This is a genomic window from Actinoplanes sp. NPDC051470 (genome assembly GCF_040682035.1).
Taxonomy (GTDB): Bacteria; Actinomycetota; Actinomycetes; order Mycobacteriales; family Micromonosporaceae; genus Actinoplanes.
Genome location: NZ_JBFBAA010000054.1, coordinates 13,306 through 37,746 on the forward strand (window position 1 = coordinate 13,306; position 24,441 = coordinate 37,746).

At 60.8% G+C, this 24,441-nt stretch carries 30 protein-coding genes; 12 read left to right on the forward strand and 18 right to left on the reverse strand.

The genetic code is table 11. The annotated features are described in order from the left end of the window. Window positions 1–30: 30 nt before the first annotated feature. Window positions 31–186 carry a hypothetical protein gene (locus tag AB0M54_RS45870; RefSeq protein WP_364479271.1) on the forward strand — a complete coding sequence of 52 codons (156 nt, stop codon included), beginning with the start codon at window positions 31–33 and terminating at the stop codon, window positions 184–186. A 77-nt stretch (window positions 187–263) separates the two neighbouring features. On the opposite strand, the gene AB0M54_RS45875 is transcribed toward AB0M54_RS45870, so the two are convergent. Then, a complete protein-coding gene (locus AB0M54_RS45875) occupies window positions 264–494 on the reverse strand; it encodes a DNA-binding protein (RefSeq protein ID WP_364479273.1) in 231 nt (76 codons plus the stop codon). A 1,763-nt stretch (window positions 495–2,257) separates the two neighbouring features. Between AB0M54_RS45875 and AB0M54_RS45880 the strand changes: the two genes are divergently transcribed. The 9 genes from AB0M54_RS45880 (at window position 2,258) to AB0M54_RS45920 (ending at window position 6,667) form a co-directional block, all read left to right on the forward strand. After that, on the forward strand, window positions 2,258–2,932 hold the full coding sequence (locus AB0M54_RS45880) for a hypothetical protein (RefSeq protein WP_364479276.1): 675 nt from the start codon (window positions 2,258–2,260) through the stop codon (window positions 2,930–2,932). 160 nt (window positions 2,933–3,092) lie between these two features. Beyond that, window positions 3,093–3,392 carry a hypothetical protein gene (locus tag AB0M54_RS45885; RefSeq protein WP_364479279.1) on the forward strand — a complete coding sequence of 100 codons (300 nt, stop codon included), beginning with the start codon at window positions 3,093–3,095 and terminating at the stop codon, window positions 3,390–3,392. 124 nt (window positions 3,393–3,516) lie between these two features. Continuing rightward, the gene (locus AB0M54_RS45890) at window positions 3,517–3,705 is read left to right on the forward strand and encodes a hypothetical protein (RefSeq protein WP_364479281.1); all 189 of its coding nucleotides are present in this window, start codon (window positions 3,517–3,519) and stop codon (window positions 3,703–3,705) included. Between the two features lie 117 nt (window positions 3,706–3,822). After that, window positions 3,823–4,014 (forward strand): hypothetical protein, encoded by a 192-nt coding sequence (locus AB0M54_RS45895; protein WP_364479284.1) that lies wholly within the window; start codon window positions 3,823–3,825, stop codon window positions 4,012–4,014. An 82-nt stretch (window positions 4,015–4,096) separates the two neighbouring features. Further along, a complete protein-coding gene (locus AB0M54_RS45900; protein WP_364479287.1) occupies window positions 4,097–4,285 on the forward strand; it encodes a hypothetical protein in 189 nt (62 codons plus the stop codon). 377 nt (window positions 4,286–4,662) lie between these two features. After that, entirely contained in the window at window positions 4,663–5,259 is a 597-nt protein-coding gene (locus tag AB0M54_RS45905) for a DUF2637 domain-containing protein (RefSeq protein WP_364479290.1), read from the forward strand. Window positions 5,260–5,349: 90 nt separating this feature from the next. Continuing rightward, window positions 5,350–5,682 carry an Lsr2 family protein gene (locus tag AB0M54_RS45910; protein WP_364479293.1) on the forward strand — a complete coding sequence of 111 codons (333 nt, stop codon included), beginning with the start codon at window positions 5,350–5,352 and terminating at the stop codon, window positions 5,680–5,682. Window positions 5,683–5,819: 137 nt separating this feature from the next. Continuing rightward, the gene (locus AB0M54_RS45915) at window positions 5,820–6,218 is read left to right on the forward strand and encodes a hypothetical protein (RefSeq protein ID WP_364479296.1); all 399 of its coding nucleotides are present in this window, start codon (window positions 5,820–5,822) and stop codon (window positions 6,216–6,218) included. A gap of 131 nt (window positions 6,219–6,349) precedes the next feature. Then, the gene (locus AB0M54_RS45920; RefSeq protein WP_364479299.1) at window positions 6,350–6,667 is read left to right on the forward strand and encodes a hypothetical protein; all 318 of its coding nucleotides are present in this window, start codon (window positions 6,350–6,352) and stop codon (window positions 6,665–6,667) included. 71 nt (window positions 6,668–6,738) lie between these two features. Here the strand turns inward: AB0M54_RS45920 and AB0M54_RS45925 are convergent, their stop codons facing one another. The 5 genes from AB0M54_RS45925 to AB0M54_RS45945 all read right to left on the reverse strand — a co-directional run bounded on the left by AB0M54_RS45925 (window position 6,739) and on the right by AB0M54_RS45945 (window position 10,303). Next, window positions 6,739–7,668, reverse strand: a complete 930-nt coding sequence (locus tag AB0M54_RS45925) for a hypothetical protein (protein ID WP_364479302.1) — start codon at window positions 7,666–7,668, stop codon at window positions 6,739–6,741. Window positions 7,669–8,109: 441 nt separating this feature from the next. Further along, complete coding sequence (locus AB0M54_RS45930) at window positions 8,110–9,003, reverse strand: cupin domain-containing protein (protein WP_364479305.1); 894 nt, start codon at window positions 9,001–9,003, stop codon at window positions 8,110–8,112. 32 nt (window positions 9,004–9,035) lie between these two features. After that, entirely contained in the window at window positions 9,036–9,257 is a 222-nt protein-coding gene (locus AB0M54_RS45935) for a hypothetical protein (RefSeq protein WP_364479308.1), read from the reverse strand. Between the two features lie 310 nt (window positions 9,258–9,567). After that, window positions 9,568–9,801, reverse strand: a complete 234-nt coding sequence (locus AB0M54_RS45940) for a DUF397 domain-containing protein (RefSeq protein ID WP_364479311.1) — start codon at window positions 9,799–9,801, stop codon at window positions 9,568–9,570. A 175-nt stretch (window positions 9,802–9,976) separates the two neighbouring features. Beyond that, complete coding sequence (locus tag AB0M54_RS45945; protein ID WP_364479314.1) at window positions 9,977–10,303, reverse strand: hypothetical protein; 327 nt, start codon at window positions 10,301–10,303, stop codon at window positions 9,977–9,979. Window positions 10,304–10,916: 613 nt separating this feature from the next. Between AB0M54_RS45945 and AB0M54_RS45950 the strand changes: the two genes are divergently transcribed. Both AB0M54_RS45950 and AB0M54_RS45955 read left to right on the forward strand, forming a co-directional pair. Beyond that, entirely contained in the window at window positions 10,917–11,798 is an 882-nt protein-coding gene (locus AB0M54_RS45950) for a helix-turn-helix transcriptional regulator (RefSeq protein WP_364479317.1), read from the forward strand. Window positions 11,799–11,821: 23 nt separating this feature from the next. Further along, window positions 11,822–12,019: a DUF397 domain-containing protein gene (locus AB0M54_RS45955; RefSeq protein WP_364479320.1), complete on the forward strand. Its 198-nt coding sequence runs from the start codon at window positions 11,822–11,824 to the stop codon at window positions 12,017–12,019. Between the two features lie 493 nt (window positions 12,020–12,512). On the opposite strand, the gene AB0M54_RS45960 is transcribed toward AB0M54_RS45955, so the two are convergent. From AB0M54_RS45960 to AB0M54_RS46015, 12 genes are all read right to left on the reverse strand, one after another. Next, window positions 12,513–12,803 (reverse strand): thioredoxin family protein, encoded by a 291-nt coding sequence (locus AB0M54_RS45960; RefSeq protein ID WP_364479323.1) that lies wholly within the window; start codon window positions 12,801–12,803, stop codon window positions 12,513–12,515. 20 nt (window positions 12,804–12,823) lie between these two features. After that, complete coding sequence (locus AB0M54_RS45965; RefSeq protein ID WP_364479326.1) at window positions 12,824–13,096, reverse strand: hypothetical protein; 273 nt, start codon at window positions 13,094–13,096, stop codon at window positions 12,824–12,826. A 2-nt stretch (window positions 13,097–13,098) separates the two neighbouring features. Further along, entirely contained in the window at window positions 13,099–13,815 is a 717-nt protein-coding gene (locus AB0M54_RS45970; protein ID WP_364479329.1) for a hypothetical protein, read from the reverse strand. Between the two features lie 98 nt (window positions 13,816–13,913). Next, a complete protein-coding gene (locus AB0M54_RS45975) occupies window positions 13,914–14,264 on the reverse strand; it encodes a hypothetical protein (protein ID WP_364479332.1) in 351 nt (116 codons plus the stop codon). Then, a complete protein-coding gene (locus AB0M54_RS45980) occupies window positions 14,261–14,800 on the reverse strand; it encodes a hypothetical protein (RefSeq protein WP_364479335.1) in 540 nt (179 codons plus the stop codon). Before AB0M54_RS45980 ends, AB0M54_RS45975 begins: the two co-directional genes overlap by 4 nt. Window positions 14,801–14,882: 82 nt before the next feature. Beyond that, the gene (locus tag AB0M54_RS45985) at window positions 14,883–17,366 is read right to left on the reverse strand and encodes a hypothetical protein (protein ID WP_364479338.1); all 2,484 of its coding nucleotides are present in this window, start codon (window positions 17,364–17,366) and stop codon (window positions 14,883–14,885) included. 8 nt (window positions 17,367–17,374) lie between these two features. Next, on the reverse strand, window positions 17,375–19,894 hold the full coding sequence (locus AB0M54_RS45990; RefSeq protein WP_364479341.1) for a hypothetical protein: 2,520 nt from the start codon (window positions 19,892–19,894) through the stop codon (window positions 17,375–17,377). A 135-nt stretch (window positions 19,895–20,029) separates the two neighbouring features. Continuing rightward, the gene (locus AB0M54_RS45995; protein ID WP_364479344.1) at window positions 20,030–20,347 is read right to left on the reverse strand and encodes a hypothetical protein; all 318 of its coding nucleotides are present in this window, start codon (window positions 20,345–20,347) and stop codon (window positions 20,030–20,032) included. Between the two features lie 489 nt (window positions 20,348–20,836). Then, window positions 20,837–21,814 carry a phage tail tube protein gene (locus tag AB0M54_RS46000; RefSeq protein WP_364479347.1) on the reverse strand — a complete coding sequence of 326 codons (978 nt, stop codon included), beginning with the start codon at window positions 21,812–21,814 and terminating at the stop codon, window positions 20,837–20,839. 157 nt (window positions 21,815–21,971) lie between these two features. Next, the gene (locus tag AB0M54_RS46005) at window positions 21,972–22,397 is read right to left on the reverse strand and encodes a hypothetical protein (protein ID WP_364479350.1); all 426 of its coding nucleotides are present in this window, start codon (window positions 22,395–22,397) and stop codon (window positions 21,972–21,974) included. After that, on the reverse strand, window positions 22,394–23,212 hold the full coding sequence (locus AB0M54_RS46010) for a hypothetical protein (protein WP_364479353.1): 819 nt from the start codon (window positions 23,210–23,212) through the stop codon (window positions 22,394–22,396). Before AB0M54_RS46010 ends, AB0M54_RS46005 begins: the two co-directional genes overlap by 4 nt. Before the next feature lie 260 nt (window positions 23,213–23,472). Next, on the reverse strand, window positions 23,473–24,441 hold a 969-nt coding region (locus tag AB0M54_RS46015; protein WP_364479356.1), incomplete at its 5' end, for a phage major capsid protein.

Here is a 24,441-nt window from a genome sequence, read left to right on the forward strand (position 1 = left end):
ACGCGGATTAGCGGTACCACGTTGAATGAGATGAAGGTGAAGGCCGCGGCTGAGTTGCAGCGGTTTTTCGGAACGGTGCCATTCACGTTCGAGATGGATTACATCCAGGCCGAGACGTTCGATGAGAACGGCGAGCCAACTCGGTATATGGCTGACGTTCAGGGCTACGGCACGGTCTCAAGCTGAGTGTTCAGAACCCCCGGTCTGCGGCTGGAAGGTGTCACGGGGTCCGGGGGTACACAAGACCCACGATTGGGTGAACGTCAGCCCTCGGTTGGCAACGGTTCTTGCTCGGCCGGCTCCCCGAGCCGGTGCCGGTGCTCGGCCACCCAAGCTTCGACTTCCTCGGCACGCCAAATCCGACCTTGTGCCAGGTCAGCAGCGGGTTTGGGGAAGTGAGTTTTGTTGGTGATCTGGTATGCGCGTTGCTTGCTGACGTCACCCAGGAGCATCCGGACTTCATGCATCCCCATGAGTCGTATCCACTTCTTCACGGGCGGCACCTTAGTCACGCGACTAGGCCCGGCAACGCGGGGTCGCCGTCGCCCGAGGTCGTGGCCGGCTGCTACCCTGAGAGCTTGGCAACCCGCCAACCAGGCTTGTGTGGCAGCTCCCTTCGGAGTGGTATTACCTGCTGACACTTGTAGTGCCCGCCACACAATGGAACCCCCCGGACTTCGGTCCGGGGGGTTTCCTATTTCATCGCGCACCCCCCTTATGACGTTTCGGGCGCTGATTGGCCTTCTTCGTCGGGGCGATGGGCGGAATTTCTGGCTTCACTTCGCTCGGAGACTCGACCAGTTTCGGAGCCTCGTCAGGTGCTACAGCGTTGGAATCCCTCTTAATGTCTGCTCGGAAGTGGACCGTACCTTCGGCAGTCCTGATCTCAATTTCGTCGAATCGATCCTTGCCTAGCCTCACGACAACATAGGCAAAGATGACGTGACGAAATCTAATCAGGAGGGATATGACTGCCAGGGACAAAATCAGCCACTGGTCAATCTCACCCATCCACGGGTTAGAGCTAGACGACCTGGCGGGTCATCCGCCGCCTCGCTCTCCTACTAGCTGAGGTGATGAATTGAGTGTCCACTAGGCCGCTCCCTTTGCCGTTGGCGTAGAACCTTGACATTACCCACCTAGTTGCTGGCCACCCCCGCTCGTGAGGAAACGAGAGCCGCCATACTACTGGCGGTTGTCGAATGCTCGTAGGTGAGTGAATCCACCCAAATGAACACCGACGATCCAATGGTGAAACATTCACCATCGGAAGCTTGTAGCTCATCATCTCAGCTCAGAGCAACATCGGCAATAAGACGGCCGGCCAGGGACAGTAAAGAACCCCCGGACCGGAGTCCGGGGATCTTTGTTTCACCAGCTAGAAGGGTTTCAGCCGTCGTAGTAGTGGGCTAGTTCTTCCTGCCCGGTGCTGCCCTCGAACTCTTCGAACCGGCGGGTCTTGAACAGGCACCCGAAGGCGTAACACTGACCACCGCCCCCGCACTCAGCACAGACCCAACCGGTAGGTACCGGCGCGTCCTGGTGAGGTCCGGTGCAGCTTTCGCCGCAATTCTCGTCACCGCTGTAGTGGAAACCGCGAGCCATCTCTGGCGCTCCCTCTATGGACTTTTCAAGAGTGGTTCGGGGCAGTGAGCCCCGTACCTGCTGACAGCTTCAAAGGTAGACTTGAAAGCGTTTAAACACAACCCGCACGACAGTCATCCGATGTGGACTAACTCACTCAAAGGTAGATTGACGACGTTTAAACGTTCCCTGTAGAGTAGTTCACGTCAGCAGGTAAGACACAACTCCAAAGGGGAACAGCGACGATGTTCGTCCTGCGAAAAGGCGACCTCGCGTACTGGCTCAACGACGAAGGGCTTGCAGTCCGAGTCAAAATTGAGCTGATCACTCAGGACCGGATTTACTTCCAGGCCACCTCGGATGATTCGCCCTTGAAGAAGGGTCAGTACCGGTTCGAGTTCTACTGGACTCGGCGGGTGTGTCCGCGAGACGCGGTCTACTTTCACAAGGGTAAACCTCACGTGGATTGGTCGAGCGTGGTTGTGCAGCTAGCGCGCTGATAGAGAAAGGCCCCCGGTCCTCTGGGGGCCTTTTTCGTTGTCCCGAAATGGGTCACGTGTAAAAGATGTGGAGCACGTCACAATCTCAAAGGTAGAGTTGAAACAGGTCTGCCGTTCGGGTAATGTTCTTCCTGTCAGCAGGGAACACCGCTTCTCAACGAGGGGAAAGAACAATGACCGCTCCGACCGTCACCCACACCCGCGAGTCCTGGCTCCGCTCCGCTATCGAAATCTTCCGACCGCGGTTTGTTGAGATTGGGTTCCCGCTCCCGGAAAACGTCCACATCTCGGTCGGTTTCCCGAAGGGTGCTCGCGCCGAGTCGGGGAAGATCCTCGGGGTTTGCTACACCCGCGCTTGCTCAAAGGACGGTGTGAACCACATCTTCGTGAGCCCGGAGTCGGGTGACACCACGGAAATCCTTGAGACAGTCCTCCACGAGCTCGTTCACGCCGCTCTTGACTGCGAGGATGGGCACAAGGGCCGGTTCGCGGAGGCCGCTACCCGGCTCGGCTTTGAAGGGCCGATGACCGCCACCCCGGCCGGTATCGCTCTCGCCGTCGAGCTGATGACGATCGCTGAGACGCTGGGGGAGTACCCCCATGGTCAGATGGAGATTCCGGTTCGGAAGGCTGCGCCGGTTGGTGCCCCGACCGGCGGCGGGACCACGGTCAAGGTTTCGTCGGGTCCGGGGACGCAGACAACGCGTCTCATCAAGGTTGTGTGCCCGGTCGACGGGTGCGACATGGCCGACGACAAGGGCAACCCGTACAGCGGCCGGTTTACCCGGAAACAGCTCGACAAGGGGTCGCCGTTCTGCCCGAACCTTCACCTGATGCAGGAAGCCTGACCTACGGGCTAGGGGACCCCTCCGGGGGTCCCCGTTCCCGTCCTGGCCCCGGCCGGCCGCAGGTATACGATCTACGGTGAAGGGTAGATCTGCGTCGTGTATCGTACCTTCGACGCGAGCGTCATTCGTGTTTGGACAGTGGCCCGGAGGTGAGATGTGGGTGCCGTATACACGGATCTACATTGCCGGGAAACCCGGCGGGGAAGACGAAATGAGAGTGAAGGAAGCTGCGTGCCGGAAGGTCGCCGGTCACTTCGTCTCGATGGTCCACAAGGACGTGGACGCTAGGGACCAGGGCGACGAGCTGTCGTATGGGCTGAGGCAAGCGATCAAGCTTCTACAGCCTGGCGATGAGCTGTTGGCCTTCTCGTGGGCTGATTTCGGGCGTAGCGCTCGACGCATGGTGAAGTTGGCCGCCGCCGTGGAGGGGCACGGCGCTACATATCGAACGGCCATCTGAGGCCGGCCAACCAGGGCCAGGGGAAATCCATTCCGGGTTTCCCCTTTCCCAGCTTGTCAAAGGTAGATTTGAAATGATAGTCTTTGGGTGTCAGCAGGGAACACCTCCGAAAGGAAAGTCCTAAGTGAAGATGACCGCAGAATTCACCGTTAAAGTGACGGTGGATCACGGAAAGGTTTCTATCGTTGCGGTCAACTCGGAGGGTGACAGGATCGTCGGTACTCACCCCGTGGACGGATTGATTCCGGCTTGGGATCTGTTCTCGGCACGCCTGTTCACTCACATCCGGAAGGCTGCGCGGCAAATCTTCTGAGCCGACAGGAAGGCCACCCTTCGGGGCGGCCTTCCTTACTCTTCCGGAGTTGCAAAGGTAGATTTGAAACGGTAGAGTCATTCACGTCAGCAGGGAATCAACACTGAAGGGCACATCGTGAAGACTGCCAAGGGACTTGCCGGAATTCGCAACTTCGTAGCGACGGACGCGAAGAAGGCCGGCTGGCACGTCTTCCTGACTGACACCTACGTCGGGTATGTGGCCGACAAGAACGTGTTCGAGATCGCGAAGGACCGGGGGGCGACGCTGCTTGGGTGGACCGGCAACGGTGTGACCTTCGATCGCTGACCGTGTAAACGGTGCCACGGCCACCGAACTACAACGGCGTAGTTCCAGGTCAGCCCTAGTTTCCGGGGGTAGCGTCCAACAGGTGACGGCAATGGTGACCATGGATGGGAAGTACCGCGTCGAGGCGTACCAACCTCGCGGGTCGAAGACCCCATGGTTCCGCCTGGTCGGCCCGGAGGGCATCCGCGAACACCTAGCTATCGCTACTGTGGAAAGCCTTTTGAGGGATGCCGGGTACGCGTTCGCTGACCTCCGCGACGTGGCCGCGTAGGTCACCAGCTCGAAGCGGCACGGCCGGCCGAGGGCACCAGGCCGTTTAAACAGGTTCGGCCCGTGACCCCTTTGTCCTGGTCACCGGTGGAGGAAACCGGCTGTCCCTACGCTTTCCCTCGTACCGCCCTTCACGGGCTCACAGACTAATTCTAGGGGAGTGAACCGATGTCCCGGACCATTAAGGGAACGGATAAGCGCGCCATCAAGGTTGCTCGGCGAGACGAGAAGATCACGCGCCGTATCCGGCAGGGGTTGAGCCGTGCGCAAGGCCGGTAAGCAGACGATGCTTTCCGAGTCGAGTTGCATTCTGAAGGGTAGATTTGCTAAGGTCTACCTGTCAGCAGGTAAGCCCTTCCGGACCGAACGGGATACGCGATGAAGAAGCCGAGTATCGAAACCACCGTCAAGGCAGGAATCATCCTCCTTGGCGTCGGAAGCTTCGCCCTCTCCTACGAGAAGCTTTGGCACGTGGCGATGCTCGCCGGGATCTGGGGGCCACTGTGCTGGGTGTACGGGTTCCTCACGGAGGGGTTCGTCACCATCGCCACACTGACGGCTTACGTGACCAGGGGAACGAAGGCAGCCCGGTACGCGTGGGCGGTGAGCCTGCTCGCCTTCGGGTTCTCACTGTGGGCTAACTCGGCCCCCGAGACGGTTCCTCCCGGCTTCGTTCGGGCCGTCCCAGTGGTGGCGTTGCCGATGGCGGTTCACCTTCTCATCGTGCTGTTGCACTCCCGCCAGGAAGCCACTCAGATTCAGCCGGCCGCTGCGCCTGCCCCAATCGTCCAGACGATCACGGTTCCGGCAGCGGTGACCGCAGACATTGACCCTGCGGTGGTGAAGGACCCGGAGGCAGTCGCCTTCAAGCTGCTGGCCCACGTGGCAGAGACGCCCTCCGCGAAGTCTTACTACGAGCGCAAGCTGCGTAACCACCTGAAGGGGGTTGGCGCGCCCGAGCTGGTCGCCGCGTAGGCCGAATACGGGTGAGGGCTTCGGCCCTCACCCATTACCACTACCAACCATCCGCACTACCATTCAGAAAACAACTGAGGGAGAAACCCTGTGGCACGCCAGGTAATCACCAAGCTGATCGACGACCTCGACGGCAAGGAAGCGGACCAAAGCGTTGAGTTCGCCCTTGACGGAGTGAACTACACCATCGACCTGTCCGACAAGAACGCGGTGAAGCTCCGGGAGCTGTTCGCCCCGTACATCGAGAACGGGACCAGGGCCGGTCGTGCCAGGCTTCACCGGGTGGCGATCAGTCCTCAGCGGGGGAACACCCGCGAGCAGAACCAGGCCATCCGTGAGTGGGCGAAGAAGGAGGGCCACGAGCTGTCCGATCGGGGCCGCATCCCTCAGGAGATTGTGGACAAGTTCAACGCCGCTCACTGAGTCAGACGGTTTGTTGGGGAGCCACCTTCGGGTGGCTCCCTTCCTCTTTGTCTCAACGGGCTATTCGGCTTTCAAATCTACCTTTCGTCGGGTAAGCTGATTCATGTCAGCAGGTAGTACGGCGAAGGGAAACAGGCATGTGGGACACCGATGGGTACGAGATGGTTGGCGGATTGCGCGCCCTCGTGGATGAGTTCGGGCAGCCGGTTTGGCCAGCCACCGTCTATGAGTACGGCAGCAGGGCAGAGGTCGAGCAGACTGCAACCCGCCTGTTTGAGGCTGGCCGCACCCTGACGTTGACGGCCGCCGCGGTCGGCTCACAGATCGCCGCGAACGCGCTGCACTCCGAGGGCATGACCCTCATCGGAAAGGCGCTCCTGATCGCCACCAGGGGCCGGGGAACCGAGGTGCGCGTCAAGGGCGAGTGGTGCTCGATCGCAAGCGTCAACGAAGAAGGGAACCTCACGATCACCTTCCCCGAGGGGGCCGTGGGTGACGTCGAATGGAGCGAGGTTGAATACCTAGTGTTCAACTGATCCGACTGTGACCAAGGACCCCTTCGGGGGTCCTTTTTCATGGGGAGATTCGTGTTGCAAATCTACCCTTGACCGAGTAGGGTTTCTGGTGTCAGCAGGTAACACCTTGAAAACTCCAAAAGGGGAACGTGATGCTTCCTAACACCGCTCAGGAAATCTGCGAAGCCGCAAAGAAGGCGCTTGACGAGCGAATTGCTCAGCTCGCGGAAGCCGACTTCGGATCGTACGACTTCTTCCTCACCTTCGGGGCGCAACTCCGAGGCATGAACGTCACGGTTGTGGACGACAACACGGTACGAGTCACGGTCCTTGATCCCCACTTCCGCTACGTGGCTGAAGAGGTCCTGGACGTGATGACCGCCGATCATGTGTGGAAGACTAGTCACATCGAGCATGACGGCGATTGGGCAGCGAAGTTGACCCTCGACTGCGGTTGCGGAGGGCACTGACCAGGCTTGAGGAGACCTTTCGGGGGTCTCCTCACTGCGTTTACACCCCCCGGCCGACGCCCTGGCTGTCCTCAGATGTTGATTGCAGCAGTGATCAGGTAGTGGTCAGACGGGTACGGCGGTCCGTCCGGGACGTGTACCCGGTAGGTGTTCACGTCAACGTGTGGGCGCATGGCGTCGTTGGCAAGCAAGTAGTCGATGAGGTCGGGACCTCCTTCTCCGGGCTTGTCGATCACGCTCGGCAGGATCTTCACGTCGGGGTTGGCTCGCCAGGCAAGCTCGGCTATGGCGTGGTAGCCGGCCCCACCATGCCTGGACTGGGTGACCGGATTCCAGCCTCCGATAAGGAAGTCCAGCGCTGCCGTGTCGGAGCGAACCGGCCCGTGAAGACCGCCCTGGTCGATGTCGAACCCTGCGTGGCTGCCTTTGTATCGGCGGAACGCGTTGTGTGCCTTAGTCCAGTCGCGTTGCGGAAGGTGCGGTCCGCTTGCCGTGCAGTTGAGGTCTCCACCACCGATGAACGGCAGACGGCTGGTGCCGTGCTGGCCGAGCAGTTTTGCTGCGTAAAGCCGATCGCAACCATGCCATGGGTCGAAGTGGGCTACCCACACTCCGAACTCGTTGCCGGTGGCGTTTGAGCGGAACAGGCCAACGTTCCGTTGGTCTTCGAACACGCGCGGGTCGCTTGTGTCGTCGCCGGGCCAGAACAGGGAAGTCACCTGGCTGCGGTCGTAGAAGATCGCTGGTGGCATCGGCCCCCGGTCTAGGGTGCCGAGCAGCCCGAAGTATGGCGCGCCGAGCTGCTCGGACAGGGCGGCTTCGGCCAGTCGCAAACCTCGGTACTGATCGAGTCGGTAGTACTTCGCTTCGCAGTACAGCACCAGCGCGGGAGGGGTGTTCAGAACGGCGAACGCGTCCTTGAGTGGTTGCATGTCAAACGTGTCGGAGTCCTTGCGGTGTCCACCTCGCTCATAGTTGAACGTGGCAATCAGCAGCGCCATGGTTGGGCTCCTTCGGTGCGGTGGCGGGATCGGTCGATCGCTGTCGAAGGTTCGGGGGAGTGAAGCTGCCGAGGATGGCCGCGGCAGCGTGTAAACGGTTGCGGCATCTACCGTCCAGTGATGAAAGCCGACACCCAACGGCCGTCCATCACCGTCTAACGTGGACCGCCGTGGACCCTCAGAAGGCCGTCAGGCGCTCATCATCGTTCGTCATCTTCTTCTACTGGACGGCCGGCATTCTGGCCCTGCTCGCCTGTGTAGGCATCCCTACAGCGTTCTTCATCTTCGAGTAACGGGCGCGAAGAACACCCCCGGCCCGGGGGGAACCAAGCCGGGGGCCTGCTGTGACAGCAGATCAGTTCTCGGAGTCACCTGGATTTGATCAAACCGGCTCCCTTCCGTCGTCGGACAGGTCTGGGAAAGTCCAGAAGCGGAGCCACATCACAACGTGTTGTGGCTCGTCTCCTTCTCGGTTGCGTGCCGCAACGCTCGCGCCATCTCGTCAATGTCCATTTCGTCGAGATAGTCGGCCAGCAGTGCCCGAACGTCCTTGATGACTTCCGGCAGCTGTTCGAGGTCGAGGTCGTCTGGCGGGATGACGGCACGGAACCGGTCGTCGTTGATGGCGCTGGAGATCAGCCGCTCGGCCACCCAGAACGGTGAGCGCTCCTTGAGCACGAACGTCACGTGAACGCTGGTTTCGGTGGCGTCCTTCGAGTGCGGGTTGTGCACCCAGCCGCGAGGCAGAACGAGAGTCTGACCAGCGGTCAGCTCGACCGTCATGTCCGGTTCGCGGTCCTTCCACTGCTCGACCCATTCGTCCCTCCACAGCACGGTGGACATGGCGTGGTCACGGTGCGGAGCGTCGGCTTTGGGCTCGAACAGTTCCCAGGTTTTCGACCCTTGCAGTTGCACGATGATCCCGAGGTACTGGTCCCAGTGGTGCTCCAGTCCCTGCCTGCCGGCCGGAGTCACGAACGCCGAGACGTAGCCGGGATAGCCGGTCTCGGCTTGAATTCCTGCGCAGATGGCGCTAAAGGGGGGATACCAGCGGTTCATCTCGCGCAGTTGGAATGTGCATCCCTGTTCGAGGAGCAGGCCGACGGAGGCGGGCGCGACACGGTCGTCGATGACGAATCGGGAGGGGTGCAAACCCGCGCCCTTGTAGAACACGTTGACGTAGTCGCCCGGTGCGCAGCCAGCATCGAGGAAGCCCAGGATCGTCTGCGCACTAATCCGCTTCCCGAGCGGGCTATCGCCCGGGAGAGGCCGCACGAACGGGTGTTCTGGCCAGGTTGTGAGCATGCGGGAGGCGAAATCGGAGTCAAGGAGCATTCGCAAGGACATAGGGTCTCCCAGGATTGAAGTCAGGTCGGTGGGAGGGGGCATGGCGTCTGGATGTGGTGGCGATGCGGACAGCAGATCACCACGAACACAACGACCTGGCTGGTGCTCGTGCCGTAGTGCCAGATGGCGTCGCTGCCGTTCTCCAGCCCATCGCGAGAGTGCTCAATGCGCGCGTCTAGCGAGACATAGTCAAACGTCTCACCGGGCGGGTGCTTGCCGTACATCTCGACGAGCCAGTTCATCGCGTCCTGAACATCAGTCCACGTCCAGGCCCGTGTCGTCTGGGGACGGCGTAACAGGTAGTGGCCGTTCTCCAGCGGAGGCGAGGTTTCACGGGTGAAAGCTTCAGTCCGCGTTATCTCCCGGGCGGCAGCGTCAGGGTCAAGGCCGGCTGGGTCGCGGCCAGGTCGCCGCTCATGGTCATGGTCTCGGCCAAAGAATCCGTGCGGACCTGTCCACGGGCCGTACCCGTGCCAGTGTTGCTGTCCAGTCGTCATTGCTCCCCTTGAGCGGGCCGACCGGGCAGCGTCGCCCGGTCGACCCTCTTTTGGATCAGATCTCGCCGGACTCGAAGGCGTCGAAGAAGTTCTTCAGCTCACCGCGGCTGAACCGCAGCGTCGGCGAGTCGGCACCGAGCTTCGAATCGCCGATGATGATGGCGTCCGGGTCTCCCGGCAGGATGGCTGCGGCAACACAGGACTCCATCGTGTCGGTGATGCCGCCACCGCAGAGCTTCCGGAGGTTCACTCCGGAGGCGTCGATCTCGTACAGGTCTTGAGCCGACATGAGACGATCTCCCTTCGAGGGGTACTGCCATACGGGGATTCGGTCCCCGTGCCGGTGGTGCACTTCCACCCCGGTCCGGTCGTCTGCTTGCCAAGGGAGCCGACCGGACCGGGCGTCTGGGTGTGAAAGCCTGCCCATCGGGTGACACGGACCCTGTTCGACGCACCGAGCGCTGTCAGCAATTCAACGAATTGGGCGCTAGGGGTCCAGGGGCTTCGCGGGTCATCATGTTCAACGCAACCGGTTCGCGGCGCGTCCGGGGGAATGTCGCTTCACGGATCAAGAGACGTCGCTCAAGCCAGTCTTCGCCGTGACTGATGAGCGTTCCTGGCACCACCTCAGCAACGACGTTCCACCATGGTTCGCCCTCGTGTTGAAGCTGTGTCAGAACCTCCTTGATGTGGGCGATGAGGTGGCCTTCGCCGTAGTCGTAGTCCTCTGGCCTGAGTGCGAACACCTGGCCGGGTGCGGGCGGTTCAGGAACCGGAGCCTCGTTGCTCATGACGTCTTCCAAACCTTCAGGGCTGCCAGCAGCCGAGCTAGCGTCGGCTGGTCCCGGTGAAACGTGACTCCCGTGAACGGGTCTTCCCAGGGGTCAGGGTCCGGCTCCCACCATCCGCCCGTGTAAACGGCCGGGGGGAAGGTCGTTCGCAGCTCAGGTCCGCGCGCCGCTCGCTGCGGCAGCGTTGCGGTTCTCATGAGTGCGCCTCCGATCTTCATAGTGGTATTGAGCGGCCGGACAAGTCAGATGGGCTCCGCAGTCCTCGCACCACTGCTGTTTGCGCTTAAAGGTCAGAAGGCCGGCCAAGAATCCGACGACCAGGGCGGCTATGACTGCGGCGAGCACGGGGACCACTCCCAACGATTAGCCCAGCGAGAAGCGACCTGGCAGGAGTTGGCACTCCACCTGCAAAAACCTGCTTAGCCTGCTCCCCGCTGGGGGTTTGAGGGCCAGGTATTGCCAAGGAACGGGGGACATCACTCAGCGGTACCGGCCGTGTTCAGCCTGACACTTCAGAGGTACGGCTACAAGTCTTCAGTGTAAGTTTTCTTCGGAAGATGCGTACCCTGATGGGTGACGCTTGCCCGGCTCAACCGGAAAGGGAACACTGAGCGTGTTCAGATACGAGGAGGTAGACGTGCCGAGGGCAAGCGGCCCGACCATTGCGAGATGGCAGCTCGGCCAACAGCTCAAGCGGCTGCGTGAGGCGGCGAAGATTACGCAGCTACAGATAGCCGACGTGTTGGGTTGCTCAGAGTCGAAGATCTACAAGATCGAAGCCGGGGACGTTGGCATCGGTCGCGGCGACCTGCTCGTGATGCTCAACCGGTACGGCGTACCCGAGGATGACTCTCGGTCGGCTACAGCTCTCGACTTGCAGAAGCAGGGCAAGCTACGCGGCTGGTGGTCCCGGTACGGGACGCTGCCAACGAACTACGCCATGTACGTCGGACTTGAAAGCGCGGCCACCGAGGTCCGCAACTTTGAACTGGCCGTGGTGCCAGGGCTGTTGCAAACCGAGGATTACGCTCGTGCGGTGGTCGCTGCGGCGTGGCCCGACGACCAGGCCGAAGTTGACCGACGCGTTCAGCTCCGCATGGAACGACAGAGCTGCCTCACCGAAGACCCTCCGCTGACTTTTTGGGCAATCGTTGACGAAGGGGCGTTGCGGAGACGTACAGGCGGTAACGAGGTGATGCACGCCCAGCTAGATCACCTGCTCAAGATGGCCAGCCGGCCGAACATCACCGTTCAAGTGCTGCCGTTCAGCGAGGGCTCTCATCCCGGCACAACCGGGTCGTTCTCGATCCTCGACTTCCCCGAAGACACTCATAGTCCCGTGGCGTACGTCGTGTCTCAGGCCGGTGACGTGTATCTGGAACGCGAAGACGACATGAGACGGATTACCCTTACCTACACCCACCTGCAAACCGCTGCTCTCAGCACCAGCAAGTCTCGTGAGCTGTTAGCGGCAATCGCCAGGGACCTGGCGTAGACGATGGAAGAGGAGGCGCGGCAGTGGACCTGTCCAGCGCCGTATGGCGTAAGAGCACCCGAAGCGACGCGAACGGGCAGTGTGTGGAGGTAGCCAAGAACCTTCCCAGTGTCGTAGCCGTCCGTGACTCGAAGAACCCCAACGGGCCAGCGCTGATCTTCACTCCGGAAGAGTGGGACGCGTTCATCGGCGGGGCGAAGGACGGCGAGTTCGACCGGTAGCCCCCGCAACGACGAAAAGACCCCCACCCCGCGAAGGGGTGGGGGTCTTCCTCTATGAGATGAAGGCAACGGGCCTGCCGTCAGGTAGGAGCCGCAGGCCTGTCCGGTAGCTCTGGTGGCGTCGGCTCGGGGTCTGGTGGTTGCCCGAGCAGTTGGCGCAGGACTCGAAGTGCTGCGTCACGTTCAGCCTTCGTTTTTCCCTGAATGGCGGTACGGCTGACACGCTGGATTAGCGACTCTCGCCTGAACTTAATGATCTGCCCGAGAACGAGGGCTGCACCGCCGCCTGTCAGTACGGTCACCGCGAGGGTGATCCACTCCGCCATCTCTGCCTACTCTCCCCATAGAGGTTTTAGAACCTCGTAGGGAGAAGCAGAAGCGCCTCCGCCTTTGTAGCAAGATCACCGGGTCTTTCGAAAGTGCTAGTCCGCCGGAAAAGTCGGACATGCGAGCTTCGTACGGAAAGTTTTCGCCAATAACTTCTACATGGAGGCTACTGCGACGCTGGCGACGACTTTCTGAACAAGCCGTGACCAAAGAGAGCTTTTGACAGCTCGGAGAGGCAACCGGCGCCTACGCCCGTGTAAACGGGCTGACCATCCTCGACGATGACGAACGTCGGGACCGATCTGACGTTGTACTGCTCGACCAACTCGGGTTGCTCGACCACGTCGATGGCCCAGAACTGAATCCGAGCGTGCGACACCAGCTCCCGAACGAACGGAACCATCCGGCCACAGGGTGGGGTGTTGTCCTTGCGGAACATCAGGAGAACACGCGCCATCAGGCGATTGTACGCCCGTTCTAATTCTCCGGGTCAGTCGCGCGATGCTCGGGGATGGGTACCGGCTCGGGGGCTGGAGTGTTCAACGCCTCGTCGACCAGCTCCCCAACGGTGCCGTTCGGGGTCACGGCCTGGCGGGTCACCACCGTAAGTACAGCGACGACCAGGCCGGCCGCCGCCACGTCCAGCCCTGCGGGGATGGGAAGGCCGAACACCAGCAGCAGGGCAACCGCGGCCTTCAACACGTCCAGGACAACCACGGGGTTGTCTCGGAGGAACGCAACCACCTTCACGGTCAGGCTTCCAGTCGACCGGAAGCCTCATCGGCTACCGCGTCAGCGATCGAAGGCGCAGCCTGACTGATGGCCGCTGCAACCGCAGCCTTCAACGCCTCCGGTGAAACACCGGTACCTGAGGCGACAGCCCCGGCCAGGACTTCGACAGCCCCTCGGAGAGCCTTGATCTCATTCCGCATGTGGAAGAACAAGGTGTCATGGGTGGAGATGCCGCTACGGCCAACCTCCTGCTGCCACGCGGCAACCCGCAGGTACTTCCGTGCAGGGTTGTCCTTCGCTGAGGGAGCCATCCGAGCGTTGAACCATGCGTCCATACGCGCGTTGAAGTCGTTCTGAGAAATGGTCGCCATGTCGTCTGCTGCGTCTCCCAACTCGTTAAGCCGGTAATCAAAAGTGGTGTTCTCGTCGGCCGCCTGCGAGTAGGCACCCGAAAAGTGGATGTGGTGGTCGTGCGGGTTAGAGCCGGTGTACTTAGCCGGCCGCCAGCCGTTCGAAGCTGAATAGATCTTCCGGTCATAGATGACATACCGGAGAACCTTCGAAACGCTGGGAAGCCTGATGATGTGATTGACCACCATCAACGGAGTGACGCTCGGTTCTTTGAAATCCACGTCAACGTCGATGGCTCGAACTTCGTCGTACCTGTCGCCGTCCTTGTACTCGGCCCTACCGGTCCGGTCCGGGTTATGACCGGACGATCCCGTCTGATGAGCCAAGTCCCCAACAGAACCATCTGAAGCGTGATCCCGTTTAGGGAATCTCGCATTCAGTTGACCCCGAAGGTTCGTCATTCCCTTCGTGAGAATCCACCCCACTACGGAGTAGACCTCCCTTCCTTAAGCAGGCTTGCAAGCGTGGTGAAGCCGTCCGTCATTGCGTGACGGAGCTGAGCCATCTCTTCACGCGAGTCATAGAGCGACCGGAGAACGCGGTTCTCTTCCTCAAGCGCGGTCATCCGCCTCGTGAGATCAGCTAGGCCACTCTCCAGCCGGTCAGCGCGCGCCTTCTGCGCTTCCGCTTCGCCCTTCCACAGCCTCGACGTTTCCTCGTCGGAAGTGGACCGCCAGCGAACTACCGCAACGGCGATAAGCGCCACCAGGGCCACGACACCGGCGACCGTGCCGAGAAGGGTGTTGACGTTGACCATCGTCATGCCTGTGGTCATGCGGCCACCCACTCAGCCGACAGGAAGCAACCACCGAAATCCGTAGCGGTGGTCAGGTTCGATCCCGATTGAGTTTGAGCACCCAAAAGCCATACTTGCGAACCGACGTTGAGGCGGTGAAGAACTGATGTGTTGAGCCGAGCGGCCACCGAGGTAATCGGCAGCATGGAAACGATTGAGGGGAACGTGTTGATGTCAACGCGAATTCCGGCTCCGCGGAACCCTGTAGCCGCCGCGTTGTTAGCGGGCGGAAGCCAGCACGTTTGGGCCGTCAGGCGGTAGATTCCCGGGGTCCGAATGATCAGCTTCGAGTTCGTTGGGTCGCATATGTCATCCGTGTCAAACACGACGTTCTGAATGTTCATCAGCGAGAATGTTCCCGAACTGGCCACCGTTTGCCCCGTGACGCCAGCGTTCAGCATCCCGATTGGCTTATTGAGTACTGCCTGCTCAAGGGCAGTCTTGGTGTGGTTTGTGAGCTTGGCCGCGGTGACCTTTTCGCCAGCGATGAAACCGTCAAGGACGGGAATCGGCAACCCGAACCCCCAATCAGTAAAAGGGCATACCAAATAGGGCACCCCGAAGGGTGCCCCAATGGCTGCTGTTGTAAAGGACTATTTAGTAGATGACGGTGCAAGATTCGGAGTCGAGCCGTCCCGTTTCGTCATCTTCAAGAATCCACGCGGACGAACGGAAAGCGTCCGAGACCTGTAGCGTCGTCCGATACCGCAACTTCGACCCGTCAACGCTGATGGACTTTGACAGTCCCTCAACGAAGAAGGACAACTCCGGAGCCGGATAAGTCGGGGGCAGGGAGTGTAGCCGGATACGATCCGAAACGTTTACACCGTGCGCCAAGCCGACAAGCTCGACATCATTCGGGCCGTTGATGGCTGAGGCATCAATTACTAGCTGTTCACAACGAGGCTGGGACTCGCGGTATCGGTGAAGAAACCATCCGGCAGCCTGGCGCATTTCCTCAGGGTCGGCCACATTCCTACGAATTGTGATCGACTTTCGTCCGTATTCGTTCATGGATGCCTGGTCCGAGCGGTTACGCGTCAAACCGGAAAGCCGTTCGGCCGTCACGTCGTTATAGACGTATTGTGAATCGAGCTGGAATTTCAGGCCGTTGGCCCATTCGCTCAAATTCCAACGGCCAACGTTGCCCAGCCTGCGATGCCGGTTATGGTAACTAGCCTCGCCAGCGGCCCCAACAAGAAACGTTCCGCTAGCGTCACCGGCCACTTCGGACATCAAGCCGTTAGCGTCCGTTCCAGCTTCCCAAGACGGAGAAGCCAAGATGCTGAGCGAGGGATCAAGCATCCGCGAACCCGGAAACTCAACCCAATCCAGCAGCCGGCCAAGCAGGTCTCGTTCACCAGTCTCGGAGAACAGCACCGACTCTTCACTAACGTCGGAAGCGCCGTAGTAGCTACCGGTTGACCACTGGATGTGGTTCATGGTGCCGCGCATAAAGTCGGACGACATGTACCTGTTCAGCCGGCCACCCCATTGGATGACCGCGTTACCAATCACGGGGATGAACCCGTTCACGCCGAGCGAGGTCCTTGACCGTCGAGTGATGATGGTTAGGCTGGTCACCTCGGTTGCCGGATCTGAGCGATACGCCAGACCAAGCAAAATCGGGTCGTCATTCAACACCTCGTTCGGGTTGGTGCTGATTGATTCGTCCGTCGAGATGCCGTAGCCCTCCATCTCCGCCGTCAGTGAGCCGTTCGGGTTGAGCCACAACCCGACGAGCCGGTTTGAGTGGCTGTCCGAGATGTGGAACAAGCACGTCCTGCCTGAGGGAGGTCGTTTCCCCTTGAACCAGAAGGACGTCTCGAAGGCGTGATCCGCGAACTGGTTGGCCCGCCAGCCCAAGGGCGGTGCGGCCTTGCCCAACTCCTGGAGCTGCAACACGGCACCCCTGGTCGGGTCTTCATCGGCGACAGTGAAGCCACCCGAGGTGCCGTCCTCGAAGTCAAAGGTCTTGTCGGACGTGAACCCACCGGTAGTTGGGGCAACCGCGGTGCGAGCGATCTTCAGCGGGTAGGAGCCAGTTCGGGGGGATGCGGTGTTGTCGTCTTCGGTGCCGGTGCAGGGCCACCACCAGCCAGCGCCGACCGCGCCTTGTGTCGCTGCCGTCTGCCGGTAGAACTCGTCCATGTTCTCGCGGTAGAAGGTTCCGACAGGCCGGGAGAACACCGCGAGTGCATCAACGGCCTTGATTTCGACCACTGACAGGTCCTGGTCGAAGGTGGCATCCCAGGTGTCTACGAAGCCGCGGAACTCCGGGTAGGTGCCTGAAGCCGCATCGGCCGGCAGGAGAGGGACATCCTCGTTGGAGCTCAACCGCAGGCTGGCAACCCTCAACCGGTCGCTGACAGCCTCGCCAGTAAACCGGAGGGACAGGACCACCCAACCATCGGCAGGGGCCGTCAGGGATGCGGTGAGCGTCGCCCAGCTCGCCCCGTCATAGGTTGTGCTGCGCGCAACGGCTTCAGGGTTACCTTTGCCATCGGAAAAGTAGTGGTCGAAGAACTCGACGCCGATCTGAGCACCGTGCGACCCGCCCACGTTCCGGACACGTCCGGCAACGTGTAAACGGTCCCCGGCCTTCACCGGTACCAGGTCAGAGTCACCAGGCAATCCAGAGTAGAACGGCGAGGGGATGCCCAGCTCTAACCGTGGCTTGAACTCGAACACGTCCCGAAGGGCCGGTTGGTCGAAAGTCGGAACACACCATCGGTTGTTCGCGGCAGTGAAGATCAGGCCAGTGTTGAACCGGGGCTGATCCATGTCGGCAGTGTTGGCATTCGCCGTCTTGACGTGAAGCAGGTTTCCATCAAGGACGGTGTAGGCACGAATTGGGACGCGTGCCTTGATTTTTCCGACGTAAGGCGATGACTGCCGACCGGGAGTGTACTTGCCGTCCGCGTTGTCGAGAACGAAAGTACATTCCCCGGCCTCGATTGTGTCTAGCTCTTTGTTCTTGCCCCGGTCGTAGGAGAGGGAAGCGAAGTCCTCTGACACATCGGTCCATTTCACAACGGGGCTTGAAACGCCCGAGTCGAACCCGATCTCAACTCGTGTCATCCGGTCCACTAAAGTCCGGTCCTCCCCCCATTGTTCTTGCCTTTCCGGACAACAGCGTCACGAACATGGGGAGCGATCGACTCCGCCAACTTCTTTTCCGTGGTCACGTGGCCTTGCACAGTGATGTGCTGAATGACGGTGACTGAGCCGGCCGCCGCGTACGGGGCCGAACTGACCGAGGTGTCCGCCAGCGACGGAGGAACCAGCTTCCGCATCGCCTTATGGACTGCCGGAATCCGGTTTTCGATACCGGCCACAACACCGTCACCGGATGGTTCACCGACTTCTTCCTCCATCACCTTTGACGGAGAGTGGATGCCAAGCATGTCCTTAATTGGTTGGGGGATTGCTGAAGCCAGCCGGCGAGCAGCCGCGGTCACCTTGCTGAGCCCTCGAAGAAGACCATTGACTAGGCCGGTGACAATGTCATGGCCGACGTTGGCGAGCATGTTCTTGGCACCCGAGAAGAACCCAGTGACCTTCGACTTGATCGAACGGACCACCCCAAGAACGCTGTTGACTCGACTTGTGACACCCGACTTCAACAAGTTCATCGCGCCAACGACAAGGTTCTTTGCGACCGTGAACCCGGTTGAGAACGCCGACTTGATGGCGTTTACACCAGCCGACACCTTCGACCTGACAGCCGAAATCACGCTCGTGATGACGTTCCGCCAAAAGTTGAACACGGCAACCGTGTACGTCTTCAACCAATTCCAAACCTTGAGCACAAGGTTCTTGTAGAAGTTGAAGCCGCCTACGAAGAAGTTCTTCACGGCCGTGATCGCAGTAGAGATCACGTTGTACCAAAACTTGAAGTAACCCGTCGTAATTCTGATCAGGAAATCCCAGGCCGCCGGAATGGCAGTCTTCACCCAATCGACCACGGCAGCGAAAGCCAACTTAATAGCATTCCAGGCAACCGTCACGATCCTGCGGAAAGTCTCATTCTTCTTCCACAGAACAATAATGATCCCGATCAGAACGAGGATCGCAGCGACAATCCATGTCACCGGGAACGCAAGCCAAGCCGCGTTCTGTGCCCACTGTGCAACCGTCTGAGCTGCCGTTACAGCAATTGAACGGGCTTGAGCGGCAGCCAACGCCAGCCACGAACCCACAGCCGCCAAACGGGATGACGCGCCGGTTGTGGTCGCCACGGTGTTAGCGCCAGTCGCGACAGTGCTACCCGACGTGGAGGCCGTTGACTGAGCCATGCTTGCGGCCAGGGCTCGGTTGGATGCGGCAAGCCGCAGGTTCGCCAGAGCGGCCAGACCGGTGACGACCGGCATAGCGGCATCCGCCACGTTCTTAGCCATCACAGCCGCCTTGTAGGCGACCAGGCCGGCCAACACGTACGGAAGGGCCTTGCCCAACAGGTCCAGGTGATCAGCGAAGAACTTCAGCGCCGTAGCGCCAACGTTTAAACCGTCCGAGAGGGCGGTACCGCCGTTCTCCTTCAACGCGGCCAGAGCCGGACCGAACGAGCCGAGACCCGACTTCACCTGAGCCCCGAGGGCTGTCCAGTCCACAGCGGCCAGGGACGCGCCCAGACCCTTGAGCTTGTCCACGCCAGCCCCGGCCAGGTCACCCCAATTGATTGAGCCGAGCGTCCCGAAGAGGGCACCAACCTTTGTGGTGAGGCTCGACAGGAACGCCGTAACGGCTGGCCCGTGGGTAACCCACAGCCCGTTGAGGGCTGGCATCACCTTGCTGTTCAGCATCGTGACGAACTGCTGAACCACCGGCAGAAGCGACTGCCCGATCTGAGCTTTCCAGTTGGTCCACTGAGCAGACAGGATGCGCTGTTGGTTCGCCAATCCTGTAGAGGTCCGCTCGAAGTCCCCCAGCGTCCCGGAACCCTTCTTGCCGAGCTGCGCATACAACTCGGCCTGGACGGCGAGTACCCGCTGTTGCGGAGATAGGGCTTCCTTGGTCGTCTTGATGATGCCCTCTTTGAAGGCACGCTGCTTCAAGACGGATTCGTTGAGAAGAACCCCGTACTTCTCGATGGGATCGGACTCGCCGCGCATAGCCGCGCCGATAGCCTCAATCGCTTCTTCCGGTGACGTGTTCGAGAACGAAGCCATATCAGAGGCGAGAGTGGTCAGATCGGTGGAGAAGTTGAACAGGTCCTTTCCGGTTAGCTTCGCGGCCTTGCCGTAAATGGCGAACGTCGCGGCAGCGTCAAGGGCTGACTTCTTCGACTGGCCGAAGTCCGCGGCCATGTTCGCGGCCCACTGATTGACCGCATCCGACGAGCCCTTGAAAATGACACCGATCTTCGACTGTGTCTCATTCAAGTCCGAGGCAGCCGAAACCGAAGACTTTCCGAGCTTTAGAAGTCCAACCCCGGCGACAGTCGTTGCCGCAACCAGACCGTCCCGGAAGTTCTCCCAACCATGGGAAGCCTTCTGCTGTGCCTGATCGACACGCTCCAGGCCGTCATTAACCCCGGAGAGCGCCCGTTGTCCGCCCTTGCCGTCCCCGTCAACGATCACCTTCAAATGACGGGTGTCACCCGACATGGTTTCCCCTTTGCGCTTCCAGGTACTCCCGCATGTATGAGGTGAAAGCCTGGTATTCGGACAGAGTTAAACCCCGGTACTCGGCCGGGGTCATCCTGTAGAAATGGCAGAAAGCGGCTACGTCACGAAGCCGCTTCACTCGTTTCCCGAATCACCCTCATCCGGCGAAGTCATCTTGAGCGCGGACACGCGAACCTTGCGGGCGTCAGCAACCGTGAACGTCGGCTCATCGGCACGCTTCACCAGCCACACCAGGGCAATCAGCGCCTTAGTGCTCACCTTCGTGCCCATCTCCGGCCGGCCACGGTCGTCAAACACCCGGTCGCCGTTGTCATCCAGAACGGGGACCGGCTTAATCGCCTCATCAATCGACTGGCCGGTGAAGTCCTCGAAGTCCTCAAGGTCGCCAAGGGTTAGAGAGTCAGGGTTGAAAGACAGCTCAATATCAGACATGCGAAAGCCTCCAAGGGATGAAAAGGAAGGGGGGCCGCGGCGAACCCGTCAGTCCGGGAACGCACGCGAATGAATCGCCAAGTCAAGGGAACGCAAATACTCGCGGATGAGGATTGGTGCCTCATCGCGAATGGTGGGGTGAAGGAAGTAGCCAGGGCCACCAGACCAGCCGGCCCACTGATTGCCACGCCAAACGGCGAACTGCCGGTATTGGACAGCGCCGAACTCGGCACCGAACGCGTACGGGGCGCGTGCACCCCCGAGGGAAACACCGCCACCACCGGAAGTGCGGTACGCCCGGAGACTTTCGCTAGCCTTCCGGACAACACCACCACGAGCAGCGGCACGCATCCTGGCACGCTGGCTCAAGGAACGGGCTAAGTCGTAAGCCGCCGCTTTAGCGGCTTCCGGATAATCCCTGACCGCCGTCTCTAAATCGGCGGAAAATTCGTCCACACCCTCCAACCGCATCAAACGGTTGGAACCCATTTACGGGGCAGTGTCCTTCGTCTTGTACGCGATCGTGATCGGGGAAGCCGTACCGTCTTCAAGGGCCATGCCCTTAAGCGACTGTTCGATAATCTGAGCGCCGTCGAAGTTCGGGGGAGCCTCATCAAACCGCGCGAAGGGCATCACCACCCGGAACTCACCACCTTGCGGCGTGGACCACACAGCAACGATCTCGGCCAGGTTGGAAGCAGCCACAGCAGCGGCAGCCCGGTTCGCGTGGACCAGACCGTCAAACTCGCCCTTCAGCTCGAACTCGTACTTCCGAAGACCCTCAGTGAGAGGTTCCTTTTTCCGGCCGGCCGTCCCCGAGTAGTAGCGGTCAGTCTTCAGCGCGTTGTCACCCTTGACGCTGATGTCAGAGACACCGAACTGAGTACCAGCCACCGTCACCGACGCGGAGACGAACGTGTAGAGCTGAGTACCGGCCGCGTACGTCGGAACCGAGAGCGCGTACGCCCCAGCTCCAGCACCGATGGTCTCCTTCGCAAAGTCCATGTCCAGGTTCAGGCCGAGAACACCGTCAACCGCTGAGGTGATCTCGAAGCCGGTGACCTTGCCGCCCTCGTAGGTGAACGGCAGCACTGCCCCAGACACGTCACCGCGGCCTACCTGGACAGTCAGCGACTTCCCCTTGAGGTCGCCAACCGTGAACGTGTGCGTAGTGAAGCCGCCCGAGGGGGCACCCGAGGCCACAGAACCAAGGCAGTGCTTCAGCAGCAGCCCAAGGGAGCCGTCAAGAACCTCAAGCTTCACGTCACCTTCGGCGCCCTTCGGGTTCGGCTCGAACCGGTCCCTTCGAAGGACCTTCTGTCCGGCACGCCAACCCTCGGATTCGATCCGCTCGTTCTTGCCTGCAATCCCTTCGGATGCCATCTCCAGGAACCGGGCGGGGGCAACAGCCGTCCCGTATATGCTTTCCTCAGCAACACCGATGTATGAGTCGTGGACTGTCGCCACTACTTCTTCACCTCATCCTTAGCTATCTCAAAGTCGCCCCGAATGAGGCTTTCAGCGAGAACACCCGGAACCGTCACAGGCGTATCTCTCGGGAACACATACCCGGCACCCTCAACGCAAGCGGAGGGGCCGACGTACACAACCGATAGGTTTTCTTTCACGGTCGGCAAGCCGCCGTAACCTCCGTCTCAAATTGCGCCTCGTAAGCGCCGTCAATCGGCCACGACTTCAACCGGCGAGGATTGAACCCGGAAGTGACACATAGGCCACCGATCGACGGATCAGCTTTCAGCCGGCCTTCGAAGCCCTTAGCCATTTCAATGGCGAACGCTTCCGCTTCCTCAGCCGTACCGGCCGGAACCTGAACGTTGAAGATGACGGAAACGGTGAACGCTTCCTGCCTGGCCCGGTTTGTGGCCCACCGTGATTCCGACCAGTTGATGTCGCCAACGGCGATCCAACGCCGGTCCGGTTCCCGCGTAGGGAACCCGTACGTCACCTGAATCTGTTCAGCAGTGACCATCGGCTGTTCAGCCGCCCACCGCTTCAGCGTGGACTTCACAGCAACAGCGAGGGTGCTCACAGGAGCACCCCGGCCAGGTCATCGAGCACGTCGAACCCGTAGCGGCCTAGAACCGCATCCACGTCAGGGATGCCTGTCTCAGAGCCGCGCACACCAGGGGTGGCAAGCGTGTAGGTGCCACCCTCAGCCGGCTGGAAAGACGTTGCCCTGTCAGGGATACCGGACCGTTCAGCAAACAACAGGGTTCGAATGCGCAGCAGCGCCGCACGCTTCACATCGTCAGGAACAGACCTGAACCCGTATGTCAGCTCGGCCGTGTAGCTGCCTTCGCCCTCGGCCAAGGTGAACGGGCCGACCGGCTCAACGGAGACGGCGTAAACGGTCTGACCGGCCGAATCCTCGAACGTTGTCGCCTGCACGTCCACGAGGGGAAGAGGGCTGCAACTGCCGTCCAACTCCACCGGAATCCGCCGACAGCGGGTTACGAACGAACGTCCAGTGATGGACTCGAACTCGCCAGCGATGTAGTCCCGCAGCCGCACAACGGCTGACGTAGGGAACCTGTCCGCGGACAGGTCGGCATCGTAAGCGCGAACCTCGGCCACCGTGAACAGATGACCGCCCACAACCTCAAACCAGGAGGTGTCTACGGCTGCTGTCCCGCCGTCCCACCGGACGGTGTAAACACCCAGAGGTAGAGAACCCGCGGCAAACGTGTAAACGTCGCCGTTGCGGATCGCTGTACCGGATGTGGCCGCCGTGGTGCGACCTTCGCGGGTCACAGTCACGGTCACAGCGACGGGCGTGAGTGGGGCTTCGTCATCAGTCTCGAAAATGTGCTTAAGGACGGCTTCACGTCCACTCAGGAACCGCAAACCGTCTCTCCCTAGCCCTGCCTACGGGAACGCCCAGAAGGGCGCTGTACGGCCGTCTCGCGGCCCTCGGCCGGCTCCTGCCGGACCGCCTCCGCGTAGCCGTCATTGATAAGGGAGACACCCGCCGCGTCGTCAACGTCAACGGTGTCCCCAGCGGCCAGAGCCGCATAGTTCACATAGCCCGGAACGGTCCGGGTCACCTTGATGCGCAAACCAACCCCCAAAAGGGAAAGGGGACCCCCGAAGGGGTCCCCGCAGGATTAGGAAGCCGGCAGAACCAGGGCCTTGACGCTGTTCAGGTCGTACAGGTCGCCCGAGCCGCGCCACGTCACCTTGAACGCCACGACGTCACGGTCGAAGCCGTACTCGTCGGAGCGGGTCACCCGAAGCTGCTTCACCTGGCGAACCAGGTACTTCTTGGGGTCACCGAAAGCGCCGATCTTCGCGGAAGCACCCGAGGTCGCAACGTTCACGTCCGTCAGGTACGGCTTGCCGTGAATGGTGTCCGGCTCACCGGCCTGGACGCTCGCAGCCCACAGGTAGCGGCCCTCACCGTCCTTCAGCTTCCGGATAACCGGGGTTGCCAGGTCGCTGAACATGTAGACGCCTTTACGCCGGTACGGCGCGGTCAGGCTGTACTGAAGGTCCAGCAGGTGATCAAAGGTGATGCTCGCCAACGTCGAAGCCGCAGGCAGAGTCACACCAGCGGTAGCGCGGGTGATCCAACCCCACGGCTTCGCAGTGCCGTTACCCACGAGCAGGTCCCGGACCAGAAGGTCAGCCACCGACTCGCCAGCGTCCTCCGCGAGGATCGACAGAATCGGAAGCTCCGAGTCGTCCACGATCTCCTGAGTCGCCTCAGCAATCACGCCGTACTTGAAGGCACCGATGCTCGTCTTGGTCCACGACTGATCACCCTTGGGGTACGCCGTGTTCTCCGCGACCTGAGCCGCACCCGAAAGCGGAGGCGTACCAGGGTTCAGGCCGTTCTTGACCGGCCACTCCATGACCTCACCACCAGCGGTGGTCAACGTGGTTGCGCGGCCGAAGAACTCGGACCGCTCCCGCATCGCCTCGATGACCTGAGCCACGAACGTGGTCTTCTTGGTGTTGCCCGCGTTCGTCGCCACACCCGACTGAGCCGTACGCAGGTCAAAGTCAACCGTGTCCCGCTTACCGGTCGCGAGATCTCGCAGCTCCTGAGCCTCGTTCCGGTCCGTGCCGGCCGA

Bases quoted from the DNA above. Each gene is read 5' to 3' on its own strand.
- AB0M54_RS45905 (WP_364479290.1), top strand. From the start codon at position 4,663: ATGAAGAAGCCGAGTATCGAAACCACCGTCAAGGCAGGAATCATCCTC.
- AB0M54_RS45945 (WP_364479314.1), bottom strand. From the start codon at position 10,303: ATGAGCAACGAGGCTCCGGTTCCTGAACCGCCCGCACCCGGCCAGGTG.
- AB0M54_RS45960 (WP_364479323.1), bottom strand. From the start codon at position 12,803: ATGGCGCGTGTTCTCCTGATGTTCCGCAAGGACAACACCCCACCCTGT.
- AB0M54_RS45940 (WP_364479311.1), bottom strand. From the start codon at position 9,801: ATGTCGGCTCAAGACCTGTACGAGATCGACGCCTCCGGAGTGAACCTC.
- AB0M54_RS45915 (WP_364479296.1), top strand. From the start codon at position 5,820: ATGTGGGACACCGATGGGTACGAGATGGTTGGCGGATTGCGCGCCCTC.
- AB0M54_RS45995 (WP_364479344.1), bottom strand. From the start codon at position 20,347: ATGTCTGATATTGAGCTGTCTTTCAACCCTGACTCTCTAACCCTTGGC.
- AB0M54_RS45930 (WP_364479305.1), bottom strand. From the start codon at position 9,003: ATGCTCCTTGACTCCGATTTCGCCTCCCGCATGCTCACAACCTGGCCA.
- AB0M54_RS45975 (WP_364479332.1), bottom strand. From the start codon at position 14,264: ATGACCACAGGCATGACGATGGTCAACGTCAACACCCTTCTCGGCACG.
- AB0M54_RS45925 (WP_364479302.1), bottom strand. From the start codon at position 7,668: ATGGCGCTGCTGATTGCCACGTTCAACTATGAGCGAGGTGGACACCGC.
- AB0M54_RS45880 (WP_364479276.1), top strand. From the start codon at position 2,258: ATGACCGCTCCGACCGTCACCCACACCCGCGAGTCCTGGCTCCGCTCC.
- AB0M54_RS45985 (WP_364479338.1), bottom strand. From the start codon at position 17,366: ATGACACGAGTTGAGATCGGGTTCGACTCGGGCGTTTCAAGCCCCGTT.
- AB0M54_RS45920 (WP_364479299.1), top strand. From the start codon at position 6,350: ATGCTTCCTAACACCGCTCAGGAAATCTGCGAAGCCGCAAAGAAGGCG.
- AB0M54_RS45990 (WP_364479341.1), bottom strand. From the start codon at position 19,894: ATGTCGGGTGACACCCGTCATTTGAAGGTGATCGTTGACGGGGACGGC.
- AB0M54_RS45870 (WP_364479271.1), top strand. From the start codon at position 31: ATGAAGGTGAAGGCCGCGGCTGAGTTGCAGCGGTTTTTCGGAACGGTG.
- AB0M54_RS45935 (WP_364479308.1), bottom strand. From the start codon at position 9,257: ATGAACTGGCTCGTCGAGATGTACGGCAAGCACCCGCCCGGTGAGACG.